The sequence below is a fragment of the Pyxidicoccus sp. MSG2 genome (genome assembly GCF_026626705.1).
GTDB lineage: Bacteria > Myxococcota > Myxococcia > Myxococcales > Myxococcaceae > Myxococcus.
Genome location: NZ_JAPNKC010000001.1, coordinates 1,396,513 through 1,414,274, shown reverse-complemented (window position 1 = coordinate 1,414,274; position 17,762 = coordinate 1,396,513). Strand labels below are relative to the sequence as shown.

Below are 17,762 nucleotides of genomic sequence, written 5' to 3'. Positions count from 1 at the left end.
GTGGGGTCGCTGGCTTCGCCAACCCTGTGATTGTGGGTAAGCTCAGGAAAAGTACGCCTCACCCACCTCCAGACAGACTGCGTTGCCTTCCGTGAGCTCGCCCCAGACGGCCATCCCGTTCGGAAACTACCTGCTGATCAAGCGGCTCGCCGTGGGAGGCATGGCGGAGCTGTTCCTGGCGCAGCGTCCGCCGGACCCGGAGCTGGTGGTGTTGAAGCGGATCCTCCCGTACCTGTCGGAGGAGCCGGAGTTCGTCCAGATGTTCCTGGACGAGGCGCGCATCGCCGCGCAGCTGCACCACCCCAACATCGTGCAGGTGTTCGAGCTGGGGAACTGGAACGACAGCATCTTCATCGCCATGGAGTACGTGGAGGGCGTGGACCTGCGGCGCGTGGTCTCCGAGGAGGCCAAGTACGGCGCCACGGTGCCCTACGGCGTGGCGGCGCGCATCTGCGCGGGCGTGGCGGGGGGCCTGGACTACGCGCACCACAGCCGGGGCGTGGACGGGCGCCCGCTGGAGCTCATCCACCGGGACGTCAGCCCGCAGAACGTGATGATTGCCTACGACGGGCGCATCAAACTCGTCGACTTCGGCATCGCCAAGGCCGGCGCCTTCATGGAGCGCAGCAAGCCGGGCGTCATCAAGGGCAAGTTCCTCTACCTGGCGCCGGAGCAGGTGTCGCAGGAGCGGCTGGACCACCGCGCGGACATCTTCGCGCTGGGCACCATGCTGTACGAAATCACCACCGGCCGGCAGCCCTTCTCCAAGCCCACCACCGAGGGCATCCTCTACGCCATCCGCTACGAGGACCCGCCTCCGCCGCACCTGCTGCGCGACGACTACCCGGAGGCGCTGTCGCGCATCATCATGCGCTGCCTCACCAAGGACCGGGGGCAGCGCTACCAGCGGGCCTCGGCGGTGCGCGCGGACCTGGAGTCCTTCCTCGACTCGGGCGTGCTGCGGCAGAGCCTGGACGTGTCGGACTACATCGCCCGGCTGCTGGGCGCGGAGGAGGAGCGCACCGTCCTCCACATCCCCGTGGCGCGTGGCGCCGGGCGCCGCGACGCCACCGTGCCGCTGCCGGCCACGCGGCCGCCGGTGCCCGAGCCGCTGGAGCGCCCCTCCCTCCTGGAGAGCACCGCCCCCACGCTGTCCACCACCACGCCCGCCTCGGAAGCGCCCTCGTTGCTCACGCCGGGCCTCACCGCCCGGCCCCTGCGCCGCGCCTCGGGTGACTCGCTGCCGGTGCCCGCCTACGGCGACGAGCCGGAGCCCGCGACGCAGATGGCGCGCCCACGCGACCTGCCCACCGGCGGCCGGGATGACGAGGACACCGCGGACGTGTCCACCGCCATCAACACCGCGCCCAGCGGCAACCAGCTCGCGGCCGAGGTGGCGGCGGAGCTGGCGTGGGAGGACGCCGAGGACGCCGAGCACACGGTGCCGCAGCGCGGCCGCGCTCGTGGCGACGAGCGCCCCCGCACGCCCTCCGCGCCGCCGGTGCCCACGCGCCGCTCCGGCGCTCAGGCCGAGCCACCGCCGCCGCCGCCGCGTCCCTCCAACCTCTCCGAGGGGCCGCGCTCGCGCCGCGTCTCGCCGCCGCCGGCCCCGGTGACGGCGCCGCCCCGCCGCACGCCCCGCCCGAACGAGGAGGAGTCCGTCTCCGTCACGCCTCCCTCGGCGCCGCGCCGTCCCTCGACGGTGGACGCGGAGGCGTCGCAGTCCGTCTCCATCACCCCGGCCACGGTGAATCAGCGGGCCGCGTCGCGCCCCGGCCTGGCGGCGTCGCGGCTGGCCGCACCGGACGAGGAGGACGACTACTTCCCCACCGATTCGGGCATGTCCACGGTGGAGTTCACGGACCCGACGCCCACGCTGCGGCCGGACCCGGACGACGACGAGTCCACCGCGGGCTACGACAGCTACGCGGGCGACCTCGACGATTCGGGGGAGCTGTACGCGAACACGAAGGCGAACCTCCCGCGGCGCGGCTTCTCCGTGGCCCTGCTGGTGGCCGGTGGCGGCGCGCTGCTGCTCGCGCTCGGCGCCGGAGTCGTCTGGGCCCTGCGCGCGCCCCAGGCGGCGGTGACGCAGCCCGACCTCTCCGCCACCGTCCTGCAGCAGCCCGCGAATCCGAAGCCCGCCGCGACGCCGCCCGTGCCCGCGCCTCCGAAGCCTGTCGTGGAGACGCCCTCGCCGGGAGGTGACGAGGTGAGCGTGAAGGCGCTGGTGGCGGACGCGGGCAGCGAGAGCGTGGCGCCCACCGGTGACGACGCGCAGGAGCCCGAGCCCGCCGTCGCCACCGCCGACGCGGGCACGCCCGAGCCCGCGCCGGAGCCCGCCCTCGTGGCGGTGCGCTTCGAGGCGCCGGCCCGCACCGTCCTGCGACAGGAGGGGGGCGAGCGGCTGCCCGTCAACAAGGTCATCTCCCTGCCGCCCGGCGCCCTCAAGGTGCGCTACGCCTGCCCGGGACGTCGGGCTCCCAGGGGTACAAAGCCCTACCTTATAGAGGCGGCGGGCGAGGGGCCGCTGGTCCTCCCGGTTCCGTGCCGGGGCCGCCGCTAGTCGTGTCGGGCACTTGGCCCGTATGCGGCATCCTCCCCCCGGGGCGGACAAGTGGGACCGGGTGGGCTTGAGTGTCCTTAAGTCGTTGGAATTCCTAGGTTTTCATCATTCTGAGCGCATTGATACATGTCAGACGGGTCCGTAGAATCCGTGACCCTTATGGCGCGCCCGAAGAGTCAGAAAAGCGTAGTCACGAAGAGGAGTTACACGGCCGGCCGGGTGGCCCGGCAGCTTCCCGTCGCACCGGAGCCCAACAGGCTCCTCAAGGTGTGGCGGCGCGTACTCGAACGCCGCCTACGCACGCGGTTGCGCGCGAAGGTCGCGTTGGAGATCCACGACAACACGCACACCATGCTGACGTTCCAGCGCCAGCGCTCGATGTGGCGGCTGCGGCTGCACCACATGTTCCTCGCCGCTCCGGATGACGTGGTGCAGGCGCTCGCCGGCTTCGTGCGCAAGGGCGACCCGGATGCGAGCGTGATGTTGGACCGCTACATCGAGCGCAATCGCGCCTACATCCGCCGGTTGTCCCCGGCGCAGATGCGCAAGCGCATCCGCCTGGAGCCGGAGGGCCAGCACCATGATTTGGAGCGCATCTTCGCCCGGCTCAACGAGCGCTACTTCAGCAGCCGCATCGACGCGGCGATCACCTACGGCCCGGCGCCGCGGGTGAAGGGGCCGCGCAAGAGCATCAAGATGGGCTCGTACTCGGCGGACTCGAAGGTCATCCGCATCCACCCGGCGTTGGACCAGCCGATGGTGCCCCGCTACTTCGTGGAGTGGATTGTCTTCCACGAGATGCTCCACCACGTGTACCGGACGCGGCGGGGCGAGGACGGCCGGCGCTGCATCCACCCGCCCGAGATGATGGAGCACGAGAAGCGCTTCCATGACTTCTCGCGCGCCCAGGCCTGGGAGCGGGAGAACCTGGACCTGCTGCTGCGCGCCCGCGTCACCTCGCTGTGAGCGGGCGTACCTCCTCCCCGCGCCTCAGGGGAGGATGAGGCCGCCGGGGCTGCGCCGCTCCAGACTGGGGGCGGGCGCGGCCGCGGGGGCCTCCTTCGGATTCGTACCTGGGGGCTGGGTCGTCGCGGCCCCCTGGGCCTCGGCGCGGGCGCCGGCGGCGGCCACGAGGGCGAGCACCTTCTCGAAGAGCCGCTCCACGAAGCGCGAGAAGGGCTCCTCGGCGCCGTGGAAGAGGCGGCGGGCCTCGCCCCGGGCCACCTCCGCCTCATGCGGGCGGGTGGTGCGCTCGAAGAAGTCGGCCATCCGCCACAGCCGCAGGGCGTAACGCTGGCGGGCCTCCGGGGTGGCGAAGAAGTCGCGGGCCACGGTGCGCACCGCCGCCTGGAGTTGCTCCTGGCGCTGCACGTCGCTGAGGGCCAGCGGGCTGTGCATCACCTCGTCCAGCTTCTGCAGGAGCCGCTTCACCTCGGGCTCCGGGGGCAGCCACGAGGCCATTTCCGGCGTCGCGTGGAGCAGGTCGCCTTCCAGGACGCGGCGCACGTCCTCGGGCTCGGGCGGGGGCAGGGCGGTGGGCTCCGTCTGGGGCTGCACGCCGAAGTGGCGCAGCGCCAGGTCCAGGTCGGGCGGGAAGGGCGTGCGCGCGCGGAGGTTGGTGCCGGCGGCCTCGGCGAGCAGGAGGGCGGCCTCGTGCTGGGGCACCTCCACCGTGCCGCCCTGCGCCAGGCCCTCCTTGAGCAGGCGCCGGAAGTTGCCCCGGCTCTTCTCGCCCACGCGCAGCTCCATCACGCCCTCCACGTCGGAGACGAGGGCCTGCACCATCTCCACGCCGCCGCCGCGCAGCACGCGGCCCATGACGAGCGCCCGCTCGCCCGCGTTGGTGATGGTGGAGGCCATCGCCGGCAGGGCGTCCGGCGCGGGCGCGGCGGCGCGAGGGGCCTCCGGGGCGCTGGGGCGCGGGGCCTCGGCCACTGCGACGCCGCGTGAGCGCAGCCGGTACAGCGCCTTCTTCGCCGCCTTGGCCAGGGGCTTCACCGACGAGGCGGACAGGGCCTCGGGCAGGGCGGGCAGGCCCTCCAGCACGGCGGCCTCCAGCACGGCGGCGGCAAGGGCTTCCGGCAGGGGCTCCACGGCGGCGGGCGTGGCCGCGCGCACGTCCCGCGCGAGCGCCCGGGCGGACTCCACCGCATCGGCGGGAAAGGCGGGCAGCGGGGTGCCGGCGCGCAGCGCGTCCAGCAGGGGGCGGGGCTCGGTGGGGCTCATGCCCGCGCCTTCTACTGCACGCGGCACGGTGCGGGGCACGCGACGTGAGGGACGTGAGCCCACTGGCCCACACTCGTGCCCCGTGTGCTTCAGCGGCGGCGCACCAGCCAGCTCCGCCCGGACTCGGCCACCACCACCAATTCCGACTGGAGCCGCTCGCCGAACACGCGCGAGGGGTGCACGCCGCGCACGAGGAAGTGGTCGTACCAGACGCCCTGCGTGGCGTAGTCCAGTTGCTGCGGATTCCACTCGGAGGGGAAGGTGGGAGGCACCTCGCCGGGGTAGCGCAGGGGCGAGTGGGGCGTGGAGGCGAAGGTGAAGTTGGGCACGCCGCCGCGCGCGCGGGCCAGCACGGCGGCGCCGTGGATGAAGACGGGGAAGCGCACCACGCGCGACTGGGTGTCGAAGATGAGCCCCATCACGCGCGGCCTCGGCGCGGTGGCGGCGACCAGCGGCTCCCACTCGGCGGCGGCCTCGCGCGAGAAGGCGCGGTAGCCGCTCGTCATCACGAAGGCCAGCACCAGCGCGCACGCCGCGGCCGCCATCCCCAGGGGGCGCCGCCAGGCCTGGACGGTGGCGGGCATGGTGACCACCAGCAGCGCCGCGGCCAGGTGCGAGTAGCGCGTGTTGAGGTAGTAGACGTAGCCGCGGATGTCGAAGGGCAGCAGGAAGTAGAGCGCGAGCGCCAGCACGCCCAGCCCCAACAGCCGCGCCCCGGCCACCGGCCCTCGCGTCGCCGGGCGCTCCGGCCGCATGAGGCCCGCCAGCCACCCGGCCAGCGCCACCGCGCCCACGGCGTACAGCGCCCACCGGTCCGAGCCGTCCCGGAAGGTGTTGGCCAGCACGTCGAAGAACTCGGCCCGGTTCTGCTCGAAGCTCTTCCACGCCAGGTTCTGCGGCGAGAAGGTGGGCCCCCACGCCTTCCAGGGCACCCCGGGCTGGATGTCCGGCGGCTCGCCGAAGCGCAGCACCACCCAGCCCAGGAAGAGCGCCACGCCGGGCACCACGCCCACGAGCGCCGGCACGCGGGGCCTGAGCCGCGCGGCCACGCCCTTCGCGGTGGCGTCCTCCGGCACCGCCGTGGTGACGAGCAGCCACGGCAGCCCGAAGGCGAGGAATCCGAAGGCCTGCACGTGGAAGAGCAGCACCGCCACCAGGCACACGGCCAGCCCCACGGCCCATGCGCGGCGGCGGGGTGCGTCCTCCAGCGCGCGCACGAAGAGGCCACAGCACAGCAGCGTCAGCGGCAGCGCCGCGCAGTAGTTGACGAAGCCCCAGCCGAAGCTGTCGCCGTACGCGAAGGGCAGGGCCAGCAGCGAGGGCCACATCGGCCGGCCCAGGCTGCGCAAGAGGAAGCCCAGGCCCAGAGGCAGCCCCACCACGTAGGCGGTGAGGAAGACGCGGTTGGCGGTCTCCAGCGGGAGCAGCCAGTTGAGGGCGCTGACGAGGTAGTAGTAACCGAGGTACGGCGTCAGCGCGTGCCGCGCGGCGAACAGCTGCGGGTACAGCGTGGTGGGGTCATCCAGCCGGTGCAGGACGGAGATGAGGTACAGGTGCTGCGGCAGGTCCGCCATGGGCAGGTAGCGCGACGCCCAGAGGGGCAGGGCGCCCAGCACCAGGGCCGCGGCGTAGACGAGTCGTTCGGTTCGGTTCGTCACGGAGGGCGCGGACTGTACGCGCCGCTTCCGGCCCCCGCGAGCAACCCGTGGAGCAGTCGGCCAGGCTTCAGAGGTAGACAAAGGTGCGGCCATCATCCTTGGCAGGGGGCGGGGGCTGCGGTATGAGCGCGGCGAGTGGGTGCCGTGGCGGTATCCCGAAGGAGAACGGACATGACGCGCATCGCGACGCTGGTGGCCGCGGGGCTGATGGCCGGAGGGCTGCTGCTGGCGCCGGGCTCGGCGCACGCCTGCGAGGCCCACGCTCGGGCCGCCGCGGAAGCGAAGAAGGCCGAGGCCGCCAAGGCCGACGCGAAGAAGGCGGACGCCTCCCAGTCCGACGCGAAGAAGGCCGACGAGGCCGGCGCGGTGGACGCGAAGCCGTCGCCCGCGCGCGGCGAGGTGGAGCGCCCGCTGGACGCGCTGGACTCGCTCATCGCCGGCAAGTGCGACTGCGGCAGCAAGGCGGACTGCACCTGCAAGAAGGGCTCGTGCAACTGCGCCAAGTGCCAGAAGCCCAGGCACCAGGTGATGGACGCGCTGCGCGGCCGTCCCGCCGAACTGAAGCTCCAGGAGGCGCGCTACGACGCCTCCGCCGGCATCTTCATCTGAGTGACTCGGCGGAGCCCTTCTCCGCCTTGAGCACCAGCAGCGGCGGCAGGGCCACGCGCTCGAAGCGCACCAGCCCCGCCGCGGACGCCTCCGCACGCAGCATGGCCTCGCCGCGCGGATGCAGTCCCAGCCGCCGGTGCACGAGCGCCGCGGCCGCGCCCGGGGGCACGTAGGTGCTGGCCACCCAGCGGCCGCCGGGGCGCAGCACCCGCGCCACCTCCAGCATCATCCGGCCCAGGTCCGCCACGAAGTGCAGCGAGCCGGCCATCAGCACCGCCCCCAGCGCACCGTCCTGGAAGGGGAGGTGCGGGGCCTCGGCGCGGAGGAAGTCCACCGTGGCGCCGGCCTCGCGCGCCTGGGCCACGCCTTCCTCCAGCATGGCGCGGGACACGTCCATCGCCGCCACGGCGGGGAAGTCCGGCTCGCGCGCCAGCCGCCGCGCCAACAGTCCCGTGCCACAGCCCACGTCCAGCACCGGCGCCTCCGGCCGGCCCAGCAGGCTGCGGTAGAGGAGGTACTCGCTGTCGCGGTCCAGCTCCTGGCGGGTGAGGGCGCGCTCCAGGACGGGGCGCACATAGCGCTCGTACGAGCGCGCCACCCAGCGGTTCTCCAGGCCGCGCTGCACCGTGCCCGCGGCGGAGTGCTCCACCACGAGGTCCGCCACGCCCTCGGCCACGGGGTACGTCGCGCGGCACTCGCCGCAGCGCAGCGGGCCGAAGAGCAGCACCGCGGCGTCCGCCTCCGGCTGGAGAGCGCCACGCCGGCACCGGGGACATCGCAGGAGGGGAACGAGCGCGCGCCGCATGGAGCCGGCGAGGCTACCGCCCCCGGCCCCACACGAGAACCGCTTTCACCCGGGGCACGCCCGGCGCTTCAGGCCGACGGCGGATTGCGCGTGACGCGCTTGTCCTCGGCCACCAGCACCGGCCAGCCGCGCGCCATGGCCTCGCGGAAGAAGGCCGCCAGCTCGCGCCGGCTGTGGTTCACCGCGCCCAGGAACGGGTCGATGAGCGCCTCCTCACCCAGGCTGCGCGGGGACGTCAGCTCCACCGGGTTGCCGCACCGCTCGCAGCGGATGGACACCTGGCGCACCAACGCCACCGGCACCGCGTAGCGGGCCCCGCACTCGGTGCACTTCCACACCAGGGCGCGCTCGCCGGCCTCTCGCTTCGCCAGGTTCTCCAGCTCGTCCGCCAGCCGCAGCAGCGCCGGCAGGTCACCCGGCGGCTGCGCGAAGATGGCGGACGGGCCGAAGCCCGCCTCGGGGGCGCCCAGCGTGGGGGGGCGGTCCCCCTGCAAGAGGGCGCGCATCCTGTCGCGGGCGCGCACGTCCCGGAACTCGGCGCCCGTCAGGGCGCGCTCCACGGCCTCGTGCACCGGAGGCAGCTCCGGCTCGAGGCGCTCATCGTCCGGCAGCGACTGGGGGTAGTTCACCAGACGGTGCGCGGGGACTGCGAGGAATCGGAAGGCCACGCCTGCTCCATTGCACCCTGCCGTTTCCGGCGCAAGGCGCGAGTTGGCAAATGTCCGCTGCCGCGAGTTCTCCTGCCCGCCCTTAAACCGACCACTCCAGCATGCGCTGCAGTGGCGCCCGCGCGGCCTCGCGCAGGTCCTCCGGCATCACCAGCTCCGGCGTCCGGTCCTTCATGCAGCGCCACAGCTTCTCCAGCGTGTTGAGCCGCATGTACGGGCACTCGTTGCACGCACAGCCATTGTCCGGCGGGGCGGGGATGAACGTCTTGTGCGGCGCCCCCTTCTTCATCTGGTGGAGGATGCCCGCCTCCGTCACCACGATGAACTTCTCCTTCGGGCTCTTCAGCACGTGGTCCAACAGCCCCTTGGTGGACCCGATGAAGTCCGCGTGCCGCAGCACCGCCGCCTCGCATTCCGGATGCGCCACGACTTCGGCCTCCGGGTGCTCCACCTTCAGCTGCACCAGCTTCTTCTCACTGAAGATTTCGTGGACGATGCAGCTGCCCGGCCACAGCACCATGTCGCGACCGGTCTGTTTCATCACGTAGCGCCCCAGGTGCTGGTCCGGGGCGAAGAGCACCTGCCTGTCTTTCGGCACGTGGTTGACGATTTTCACCGCGTTGGAGGACGTGCAGATGACGTCGCTCATCGCCTTCACCGCGGCGGAGCTGTTCACGTAGCTCACCACGAAGGCGCCCGGGTGCTTGTCCTTGAAGGCCTTGAAGGCCGCCGGCGGGCACCGGTCGGACAGTGAGCAGCCGGCCTTGAGGTCCGGCAGCAGCACCTGACGCGACGGGTTGAGGATTTTCGCCGTCTCCGCCATGAAGTGCACGCCGCAGAAGACGATGACGTCCGCCTTCGTCGTCGCGGCCGCCTGCGCCAACGCGAGGCTGTCCCCCACGAAGTCCGCCAGGTCCTGGACCTCACTCTCCTGGTAGTAATGCGCCAGGATGACGGCGTTCATGGAACGCTTGAACTCCTGGATTTCCCTCGCGTAATCCACCTCGGCGCCCATGGGCACCTCCCTGGAACCGACATTTAACCGGGTCCGCGAAGGCAGGCCAGGGTGCGGTTTACCCCACTCCCCAGAAGGCCGGGCGGTCGTGACTCAGGCTGCCGGCCCTTATCGAACATCGCCCCTGTCCTCATGCAGGGCACTCCCTTCCCTGCGAGGTTCGCTAAGATGGCCGCCTGAGCCGGACGCATCGCATGGGCTTCACGCCACTGCGACTGGGGCTTTCGGAAAGCGGGGGATGTGAGACGGACGCCTTCGGGGATCCCGACGGAGTCTTAGTCAGCAATTCTCATCCCTGAACCTGAGAGGTCGGTTTTTTCCGGAAGACAGTCTGATGACGCCCGGTGGAGGAGGACATATGACCGTGACGACGCGCGCAGTGCTGGTCGTGCACCCGGAGGCGGAGCGTCGTACGCAGCTTCGGTCCGTGCTGGCGGGCTACGAGATTCTCGAGGCCTCCAACCGCGAGGAAGCGGTCGAATTCCTCAAGAAGGGCACCCCCGTGCTGGTGCTCACCCATCCGGACCCCTTCCCCCGGCTGCTGAAGGATTTGGAGCGCCATGCGCCCCGCGCCATCCGCGCCGTGCTGTGTCCCCGGGACAACGTCCGCACGCACCACAGCCTCGTGGACGTGGCGGCCGCGGGTCACATGTTCTTCACCCTCGACGACGAGCCCTCGCCCGCGCTGCGCCGCTCGGTGCTGGAGCTGCTGGAGCTGCGCGAGTCCGAGCGCCGCGTGCCGCAGGGCACCCTGGAGGCGCGCTTCGTGGCGGACGGCACCGCCTTCCGCGCCGAGCTGCTCGACGTGGGCACCGGCGGCCTCGGCCTGCGCCTGGAGCCCAGCGTCCGGATTGAGCGGCTGACGCCGGGTACGGAGCTGGAGGGCCTCCAGGTGTTCCGGAGCAATGCGCTGGTGCTGCGCGCCGGCCATGCCACGGTGCGCATGGTGCGCCCGCTGCGCGCGCAGGAGGGCGGCGGCTTCCAGCTGGGCGTGTCCCTGGAGAAACCCATGGAGCACACGCGCACCACGCCCACGCCGCTGCTCCAGGACGCGGTGCGCATCCGCGGCCTCTTGCGCCGCGCGGTGCGCGCGGGCGTGGGCTTCGGCCTGCGCACGCACGAGGGCAACCGGCTGGTGGACTTCGTCAGCGCGGAGGTGCACCCGGAGGCGTCGCGGCTGGTGCTGCGCGAGCAGACGCGGCCCGGCGGGCTGTTCCACCCCGGTGACGTGGTGCAGCTGTGCCTGGACTTCGGCGGCGTCTGCCACGTGGGCACCACGGCCGTGCTGGCGGTGGAGGAGCACCAGGTGGAGGTGGCCCTGCCGCGCTCCCTGAGCCTTCATCACCGCCGCAACAGCCTGCGCTTCCGTTCGACCGCTGAGAGACCCTTCGCCGTGTCCTTCGACTCCCCCTTCACCGGGGAGTCGCTCTACCGGCCGCTGCTGGATTTGCACACCGGCGGCTTCGCCTTCCCCTTCGACGCCGGCCACGAGGTGTTTCCGCCCGGGCTGGTGCTGGACGAGGTGACGCTGCACCTGCCGGACGGCACGCGCTCACGCTGCCGCGCCCAGGTGCAGGACACCGGGCAGCTCACCATCAGCGACGAGAATGGCGGCATGGGCCGCCCCCGCCGCTGCGGTGTGCGCATCCTCGAGCTGGCCCCGGAGGCACGCACCGCCATCCTGGACGCCTTCATCCAGGCGCGCTGCCCGGACGCGCGCGACGGCTCCGAGCTGGACTTCCCCGACATCTGGGATTTGTTCCGCGCGGCTGAGGTGCGCTTCCCGGACTACCCGTACCATGACGGTCCGCCGCAGGAGGCGCTGCTGTCGGCCCACAAGGCGCTGGGCAACGGCGCCCATGGCCTGTCCAAGGCCATCGTCTACCAGCGCGAAGGCCGGCTCTACGGCCACATCTCCGGCCTGCGCATCTACTCGAAGACGTGGCTGTCGCAGCACCTGGTGGTGCGGCCGGGCTACCACCGCCACGAGTCCATCTCCCAGGAACTGGTGGCGCTGGCGGCCGACTACGCGGAGAGCCTGGAGGACGTGGAGTACCTGCGCGCCCTCTGGCGCTGCCGCAACCGGTGGACGTCGCGCATCTACGGGGCCATCGCCAGCCGCCTGGAGCGCCCGGGCCTGAGCAGCCTGTACGCCTTCACCCCCTGCCGCCTGCCGGTGGACGCGGCGCTGCCGCCGCCGCGCGAGGATTTGCGCGTGCGCCCGGCGGAGACGTCCGATTTGCGCTGGCTGGAGCAGCACCTGCGCGAGACGGAGGACGTGGTCCGCCTGCGCAGCTCGGACCTGGTGGAGGGGGAGATGTCGCTGGGCACGCTCGGCGGCCGCTACAACGACGCGGGCCTGCGCCGCTCGCGCACCATCGCCATGGTGGAGGGCCGCGAGGGCCCCCAGGGCTTCGTCCTCATGGAGGACTCCACCCCGGGCCTCTTCTGGGCCGAGTGGTACAACGCCTTCTCGCTCGTCATGGTGGAGAAGGACGCCCAGGAGGCGGACGCGGTGCGCCGCGCCCTGGTGACGCACGCGGTGGCGGACTCGGCCCGGCGCGGCCGCTCCACCGCGGAGTGCCTGGCCACGGACGCGGACCTGTCCGCGCTGGAGGGCCTGGGCTTCCACAACCTCGGCAAGGTGATGGAGTTCACCGCGCACCGCCGGCTGGTGCGCGACTGGAACGCCTACCTGCTCGCCGTCTTCGAGCGGCTCGCCGCCAACCCCCGCGGCACCGTGAAACTGGACGACAAGGACATCGCGGCATGAGCTACCTCATGCAGTCGGACGAGGAGGTGCGGCGCCTGAGGGCCCAGGCGAGCGCCAACTCCTATGCGGACCGGCTGCGGCTGACGGGACTTTCGCCGGGGCAGGTGGCGCTCGACGCCGGTTGCGGCCCGGGCATCATCACCGCGGAGATGCTGGACGTGGTGGGCCCTTCCGGCCGGGTGGTGGCCATGGAGCCGCTCGCCGCGCACTTCGAGGCGGCGCGCGCGCTGCTCTCCGGGCGGCCCAACGTGGAGGTGCTCCAGGGCGCGCTGCCGGACACGAAGCTGCCTTCCAGCCACTTCGACTACGTCTGGTGTCAGTACGTCTTCGAGTACCTGCACGAGCCGATGCCCGCGCTGGAGGAGCTGGTGCGGGTGGCGAAGCCCGGCGGCCGGGTGGTGGTGGCCGACATCGACGGGGTGGGGCTGTGGAACTGGCCTTACCCGGAAGACCTGGAACAGGAGAGCCAGAAGCTGCTCCTGGCCCTGCGCGAGGCGCGCTTCGACCTGCACGCCGGGCGGAAGATGTTCCACCTCTTCCGCAAGGCGGGGCTGGCGGACCTGCGCGTGCATGTCTCCCCCTTCTACGTGGCGGCGGGCCCGGTGGACGCGCGGCTGCACGAGGACTGGGTCATCCGCTTCCGCACCCTGCGCCCGCTGGCGGAGCGGTTCTTCGGGGGCGCGCAGCCCTATGACACCTTCTGCCAGCGCTTCCTTGCCCTCCTGGACGACCCCGACACCCTCAAGTATGCGATGGTGTTGACCACGGAAGGAGTGAAGCGTTGACCGTCCCCGCGGACCTGGCGACCGCACCGCCGGCCCCCGACACGCCCGAGATCAGCGTCAGGATGTTTCGCGCCCTGCTGCTGCACTACGAGCGCACGTACGGGCGCGAGCGGCTGCAGCGCGTCTGGCGCCGCGAGGGACTGCCGCTGTCGCTGGAGTACGTGGAGACGCTCACCAACTTCGTCTCGCTGGACTTCACCGAGCGCCTCTTCGACGTGTTGGACAGGGACTCGGGGGACCCGGACTTCATCACCAAGGCGGGCCGCCGCATCGCCAGCCCGGAGGCGGTGGGCTTCCTCTTCTACATGATGCGGGCGGTGGCCACCCCGCGCAGCGTCTACGAGCGCGCGCTGGAGCTGGACCACACCTACAACCGCGTGGGCGGCTTCCGCATCCTGCAGATGGCCGACTCGTGGGTGAAGGTGCAGTACTCCAGCCGCATCCGCGAGAGCAATCGCAACCTCTGCCGCACGCGCCAGGCCAACCTCGCCGCGTTCCCCACCGTCTGGAACCTGCCCCTCGCGGACGTGAAGGAGCTCCAGTGCCAGGTAGAGGGGGCACCCTGCTGCGAGTACGAGTGCCATTGGCAGAACCTGCCGCCCCTGGCCTGGCGCTTCGCCGCGGGCGGCCTGGTGGGGATGCTGGGCGGCCTGGCCTGCGGTGCGCTGGACTTGGCGCCGCCCGTGTTCGCCGTCACCGCCCTGGGCATGGCGGGCGTCGCCGTGGGGACGTGGCTGGACACGCGCGGGGCCCTGCTGCGCAAGGACGCGCTGCTGTCCGAGCAGCACCAGGGCCTGCGCACCTCGCTGGAGGACTTGCAGCGGCGCAACGAGGAGATCTTCCGCGCCAACGTGGCACTGGAAGACCGCGTCGCCGAGCGCACCCAGGCGCTGTCCGAGGCCAACGCCAAGCTGGAGCTGTCGCTCTCCCGGCAGCAGGAGCTGGACCGGCTCAAGAGCGAGTTCTTCGACAACGTGAGCCATGAGCTGCGCACGCCGCTCACCCTCATCCTGCTGACGCTGGAGTCGCTGGAGAAGCGCGCGGAGGGGCTGCCGGCGGTGGTGGAGCAGCACGTGTCCACCATGGAGCGCAGCGCCCAGCGCCTGTTGCGGCTCATCAACAACCTGCTCGACCTGGCGCAGCTGGAGTCCGGCAAGGCGCGGCTGCGCTACCAGCCGTTGGAGCTGCACGGCTTCTTGAGCTCGGTGCTGCCGCCCTTCTTCACCATGGCGGAGCGGCAGGGCGTGTGGCTGAAGCTGGAGGGCCAGGTGCTGACGCCCGTCCAGGTGGACCACGAGCGCATCGACATCGTCTTCCAGAACCTGCTGTCCAACGCGCTCAAGTTCACCCAGAAGGGCGGGGTGACGGTGCGCGTGAGCGAGGACGCGACGGACGTGCACGTCGAGGTGGAGGACACCGGCCAGGGCATCTCCCAGCAGGACTGCGCCGTCATCTTCGACCGCTTCGCCCAGGCGGACAACAGCGGCACCCGGCGCTTCGGCGGCACCGGCATTGGCCTGGCGCTGGTGAAGGAGACGCTGGAGCTGCACTCGGGCGGAATCACGGTGAAGAGCGAGCTGGGCAAGGGCTCCACCTTCCACGTCCGGCTGCCCAAGGGCTCCGCCCACATCCGCGAGGACTTGCGCGAGCGGCGCCGGGCGGACGCCATCGTTCCGGTGCGTCGGGACCGTCGCACCTCCGGGGCCTTCCCCGCGCTGGAGACGGGTGGCCCGGCCGGCACCGTCTCCTCGTCCGCGCCCGCGAGGGACCACGCGGGCCCCAGGCCCGATGCGCACCGCGTGCTGGTGGTGGAGGACGACGCCGAAATCCGCAGGTTCGTCACCGGCCTGCTGTCCCAGCACTACCAGGTGCTGGAGGCCGTCAACGGCGAGGAGGGACGGCAGCGCGCGCTGACGGAGCGGCCGCACCTCATCGTGTCCGACGTGATGATGCCCGTGCTCTCCGGCCTGCAGATGCTGGTGGCGCTGCGCGCCGACTCGCGCACGGTGGACATCCCCATCATCCTCCTCACCGCGCGGCAGGAGGTGTCCGCGAAGGTGGAGGCCCTGGGCACCGGCGCCAACGACTACCTGGGCAAGCCCTTCAGCCCGCGCGAATTGCTGGCCCGCATCGAAACCCAGTTGCGCCTGCGCGAGGCGGCGGTGCGCGCGGCGGAGAACGAGCGGCTGGCGGCCATCGGTCTGCTCACCTCCGGCTTCGCGCACGAGGTGCGCAACCCGCTCAACGGGCTGATGAACGCGCTGCAGCCGCTCAAGGACATGATGGCCGGCGGGCCCGCGGAAGCGGACCTGGGCAAGGCCATGCTGGAGGTGGTGGAGGAGTGCGGCCAGCGCATCCGCCACCTGGCCGAGTCCCTGCTCTCCTTCACCCGCACCAGCGACACGCCGGTGGCGCTGTCCCTGGACGCGTCGCTGGAGTCCACGCTGAGCGTCCTGGCGTGGAAGGTGCCCTCCGGCGTGACGGTGGAGCGCGCCTACCAGTGCACGGAGATGCTGCTGGGAGACCCGGGCACCCTCAACCAGGTGTGGCTCAACCTGCTCGACAACGCCCTCAAGGCCGTGGGCGAGCACGGGCGCGTGAAGGTGGCCACGGTGTGCCGCGGCGACGAGGCGGTGGTCACCATCAGCGACGACGGGGTGGGCATCCGCAAGGAGGACATGGAGCGCCTCTTCCAGCCCTTCTTCTCCACCCGCGCGGCGGGGGAGGGCACGGGCCTGGGCCTGGCGCTCAGCCGCCGCATCATCCTGCGTCATGGCGGGCACATCACCCTCACCAGCGCGCTCGGCGAGGGCACCCAGGTGGAGGTCCGCCTGCCACTGCGTCCCCCGGCCGTCGCTCCGAGCGGGCACTCCGAGCCCGCCCCGGAGCCTCGCGTCGGACGCCTGGGCTGAGCCGGCCGCCAACGCCCGCCTGCCCGGACCGGCAGTCGGGTTGCCCATTCAGTGAGTAGGGAATTCTCCGTGTCCCCAGGTGTCCTCCTGGGCACGGCCGGCGTGTCTGCTACAGTCACGCCTCTTTTCCGTTACACCCCTCCTTTCAAGGAAACCACGGCATGCAAGCCACCGACGCCGCGGGCGCCGCCCGCAAGGGCCACCCCCGAGGGCTCTACCTCCTGTTCTTCACCGAGATGTGGGAGCGCATGTCCTATTACGGCATGCGTGGCCTGCTGGTGCTCTTCCTCACCGACAAGGTCGCCGGCTGGGGCTGGACCACGGGGAACGCGCTCTCGCTCTACGGCACGTACACCGGCCTCGTGTACCTGACGCCGATTGCAGGTGGCTACATCGCCGACAACCTCATCGGGCAGCGGAAGGCCGTGGTCTTCGGCGGCACGCTGATGATGATTGGCCATCTCTTGCTTGCACTTCCAGGACAGGCCGTCTTCTTCACGGGGCTCGGTTTCCTGATCGCCGGCAACGGCTTCTTCAAGCCCAACATCTCCACCATGGTGGGTGGCCTGTACGAGCAGGGTGACGGCCGTCGCGACGGCGCCTTCACCATCTTCTACATGGGCATCAACCTGGGCGCGGTGCTCGGCAACTTCATCTGCGGCACCCTGGGTGAGAAGGTCGGCTGGCACTGGGGCTTCGGCGCCGCCGGCGTGGGCATGTTCCTGGGCCTCGTCACGTTCCTCGCGCTGAGCCGCAACCTGCTCGGCAAGGTGGGCCTGACGCCCCAGAAGACGGACGCGGAGCGCCGCGAGGCCTGGCGCCGGGTGGGGATGTACGCGGTGGCCATCACCATCGCCGTCGTCGTCTTCTACGGCCTGGCGGCCCTGGTGCCGTCGCTCGCCGAGGACACGTCCGTGGCCACGCTGGTGCGCTTCATCGCCGCGGGCGCGGTGTTCGCGTTCTGCGCGTTCATGGGCAACAACGTGCTGAACAAGGGACAGAGCGCGGCGGAGGCGCAGGCCGGCGCGCTGACGAAGCAGGAGCGCGACCGCGTCATCTCCATCTTCATCATCGCCGTCTTCGTCGTCCTCTTCTGGATGGGCTTCGAGCAGGCCGGCGGCCTGATGAACCTCTACACGGACCAGAAGGTGGACCGCGGCGTGTTCGGCTGGCAGATCCCCACGACCTGGTTCCAGAACTTCAACTCCGCGTTCATCGTGCTGCTCGCCCCGCTCATGGCGGCGCTCTGGAGCCGGCTGGCCGCGCGCGGCAAGGACCCGAACGTGGCGGTGAAGATGGCCTTCGGCCTCATCTTCATGGGCCTGGGCTTCCTCTTCATGGTGGGCGCCTCGCGCGAGAGCGCGCTGATGGGCAAGGCGGCCGCCTGGTGGGTCATCATGGCCTACCTCTTCCACACCGTGGGCGAGCTGTGCCTGTCCCCCGTGGGCCTCTCCATGGTGACGAAGGTCGCCCCGGCGCGGATGGTCAGCGCGATGATGGGCGTGTGGTTCCTCGCCAACGCGGCGGCCAACAAGCTGTCCGGCGTGGTGGGCGGCTACAGTGAGCAGATGGGCGAGTTCAACGTGTTCCTCTCGCTCGTCGCGGTGGGCGTGCTGGGCGGCGGCCTCCTCTGGGCGCTGAGCGGCAAGGTGAAGGCGCTCATGCACGGCACGGACGAGGTGAAGCCCGCCGCGCCCGCCACCACCACGCAGGGCGGCGCCGCGGCCGCGGCCTGAGCCACGCCT

The 17,762-nt window shown here is 71.5% G+C and carries 12 protein-coding genes; 7 read left to right on the top strand and 5 right to left on the bottom strand.

Annotation, left to right across the window (positions count from 1 at the left end; all coding sequences use genetic code 11):
• Nucleotides 1-91: 91 nt before the first annotated feature.
• Both OV427_RS05795 and OV427_RS05790 read left to right on the top strand, forming a co-directional pair.
• Complete coding sequence (locus OV427_RS05795; protein WP_267855107.1) at nt 92-2,566, top strand: serine/threonine-protein kinase; 2,475 nt, start codon at nt 92-94, stop codon at nt 2,564-2,566.
• Between the two features lie 219 nt (nt 2,567-2,785).
• Nucleotides 2,786-3,532, top strand: coding sequence for a hypothetical protein (locus tag OV427_RS05790; RefSeq protein WP_267855106.1), 747 nt, complete (start codon nt 2,786-2,788; stop codon nt 3,530-3,532).
• Between the two features lie 24 nt (nt 3,533-3,556).
• On the opposite strand, the gene OV427_RS05785 is transcribed toward OV427_RS05790, so the two are convergent.
• Nucleotides 3,557-4,792: a hypothetical protein gene (locus OV427_RS05785; protein WP_267855105.1), complete on the bottom strand. Its 1,236-nt coding sequence runs from the start codon at nt 4,790-4,792 to the stop codon at nt 3,557-3,559.
• A gap of 89 nt (nt 4,793-4,881) precedes the next feature.
• Entirely contained in the window at nt 4,882-6,450 is a 1,569-nt protein-coding gene (locus OV427_RS05780; RefSeq protein ID WP_267855104.1) for a hypothetical protein, read from the bottom strand.
• A 171-nt stretch (nt 6,451-6,621) separates the two neighbouring features.
• Between OV427_RS05780 and OV427_RS05775 the strand changes: the two genes are divergently transcribed.
• Nucleotides 6,622-7,059, top strand: a complete 438-nt coding sequence (locus OV427_RS05775) for a metallothionein (RefSeq protein ID WP_267855103.1) — start codon at nt 6,622-6,624, stop codon at nt 7,057-7,059.
• Here OV427_RS05775 and OV427_RS05770 read toward each other — a convergent pair.
• From OV427_RS05770 to nadA, 3 genes are all read right to left on the bottom strand, one after another.
• Complete coding sequence (locus OV427_RS05770) at nt 7,052-7,864, bottom strand: class I SAM-dependent methyltransferase (RefSeq protein ID WP_267855102.1); 813 nt, start codon at nt 7,862-7,864, stop codon at nt 7,052-7,054. The genes OV427_RS05775 and OV427_RS05770 overlap by 8 nt on opposite strands.
• A gap of 68 nt (nt 7,865-7,932) precedes the next feature.
• Nucleotides 7,933-8,532: a hypothetical protein gene (locus OV427_RS05765; protein WP_267855101.1), complete on the bottom strand. Its 600-nt coding sequence runs from the start codon at nt 8,530-8,532 to the stop codon at nt 7,933-7,935.
• 82 nt (nt 8,533-8,614) lie between these two features.
• A complete protein-coding gene (nadA, locus tag OV427_RS05760) occupies nt 8,615-9,547 on the bottom strand; it encodes a quinolinate synthase NadA (RefSeq protein WP_267855100.1) in 933 nt (310 codons plus the stop codon).
• 358 nt (nt 9,548-9,905) lie between these two features.
• On the opposite strand from nadA, the gene OV427_RS05755 reads away from it, so the two are divergent.
• From OV427_RS05755 to OV427_RS05740, 4 genes are all read left to right on the top strand, one after another.
• Nucleotides 9,906-12,320, top strand: coding sequence for a hypothetical protein (locus tag OV427_RS05755; RefSeq protein ID WP_267855099.1), 2,415 nt, complete (start codon nt 9,906-9,908; stop codon nt 12,318-12,320).
• Complete coding sequence (locus OV427_RS05750; protein WP_267855098.1) at nt 12,317-13,105, top strand: methyltransferase domain-containing protein; 789 nt, start codon at nt 12,317-12,319, stop codon at nt 13,103-13,105. Before OV427_RS05755 ends, OV427_RS05750 begins: the two co-directional genes overlap by 4 nt.
• On the top strand, nt 13,102-16,017 hold the full coding sequence (locus tag OV427_RS05745) for an ATP-binding protein (RefSeq protein ID WP_267855097.1): 2,916 nt from the start codon (nt 13,102-13,104) through the stop codon (nt 16,015-16,017). The genes OV427_RS05750 and OV427_RS05745 overlap by 4 nt, the downstream gene beginning before the upstream one ends.
• A 161-nt stretch (nt 16,018-16,178) precedes the next feature.
• A complete protein-coding gene (locus OV427_RS05740; protein WP_267855096.1) occupies nt 16,179-17,753 on the top strand; it encodes a peptide MFS transporter in 1,575 nt (524 codons plus the stop codon).
• Nucleotides 17,754-17,762 lie beyond the last annotated feature (9 nt).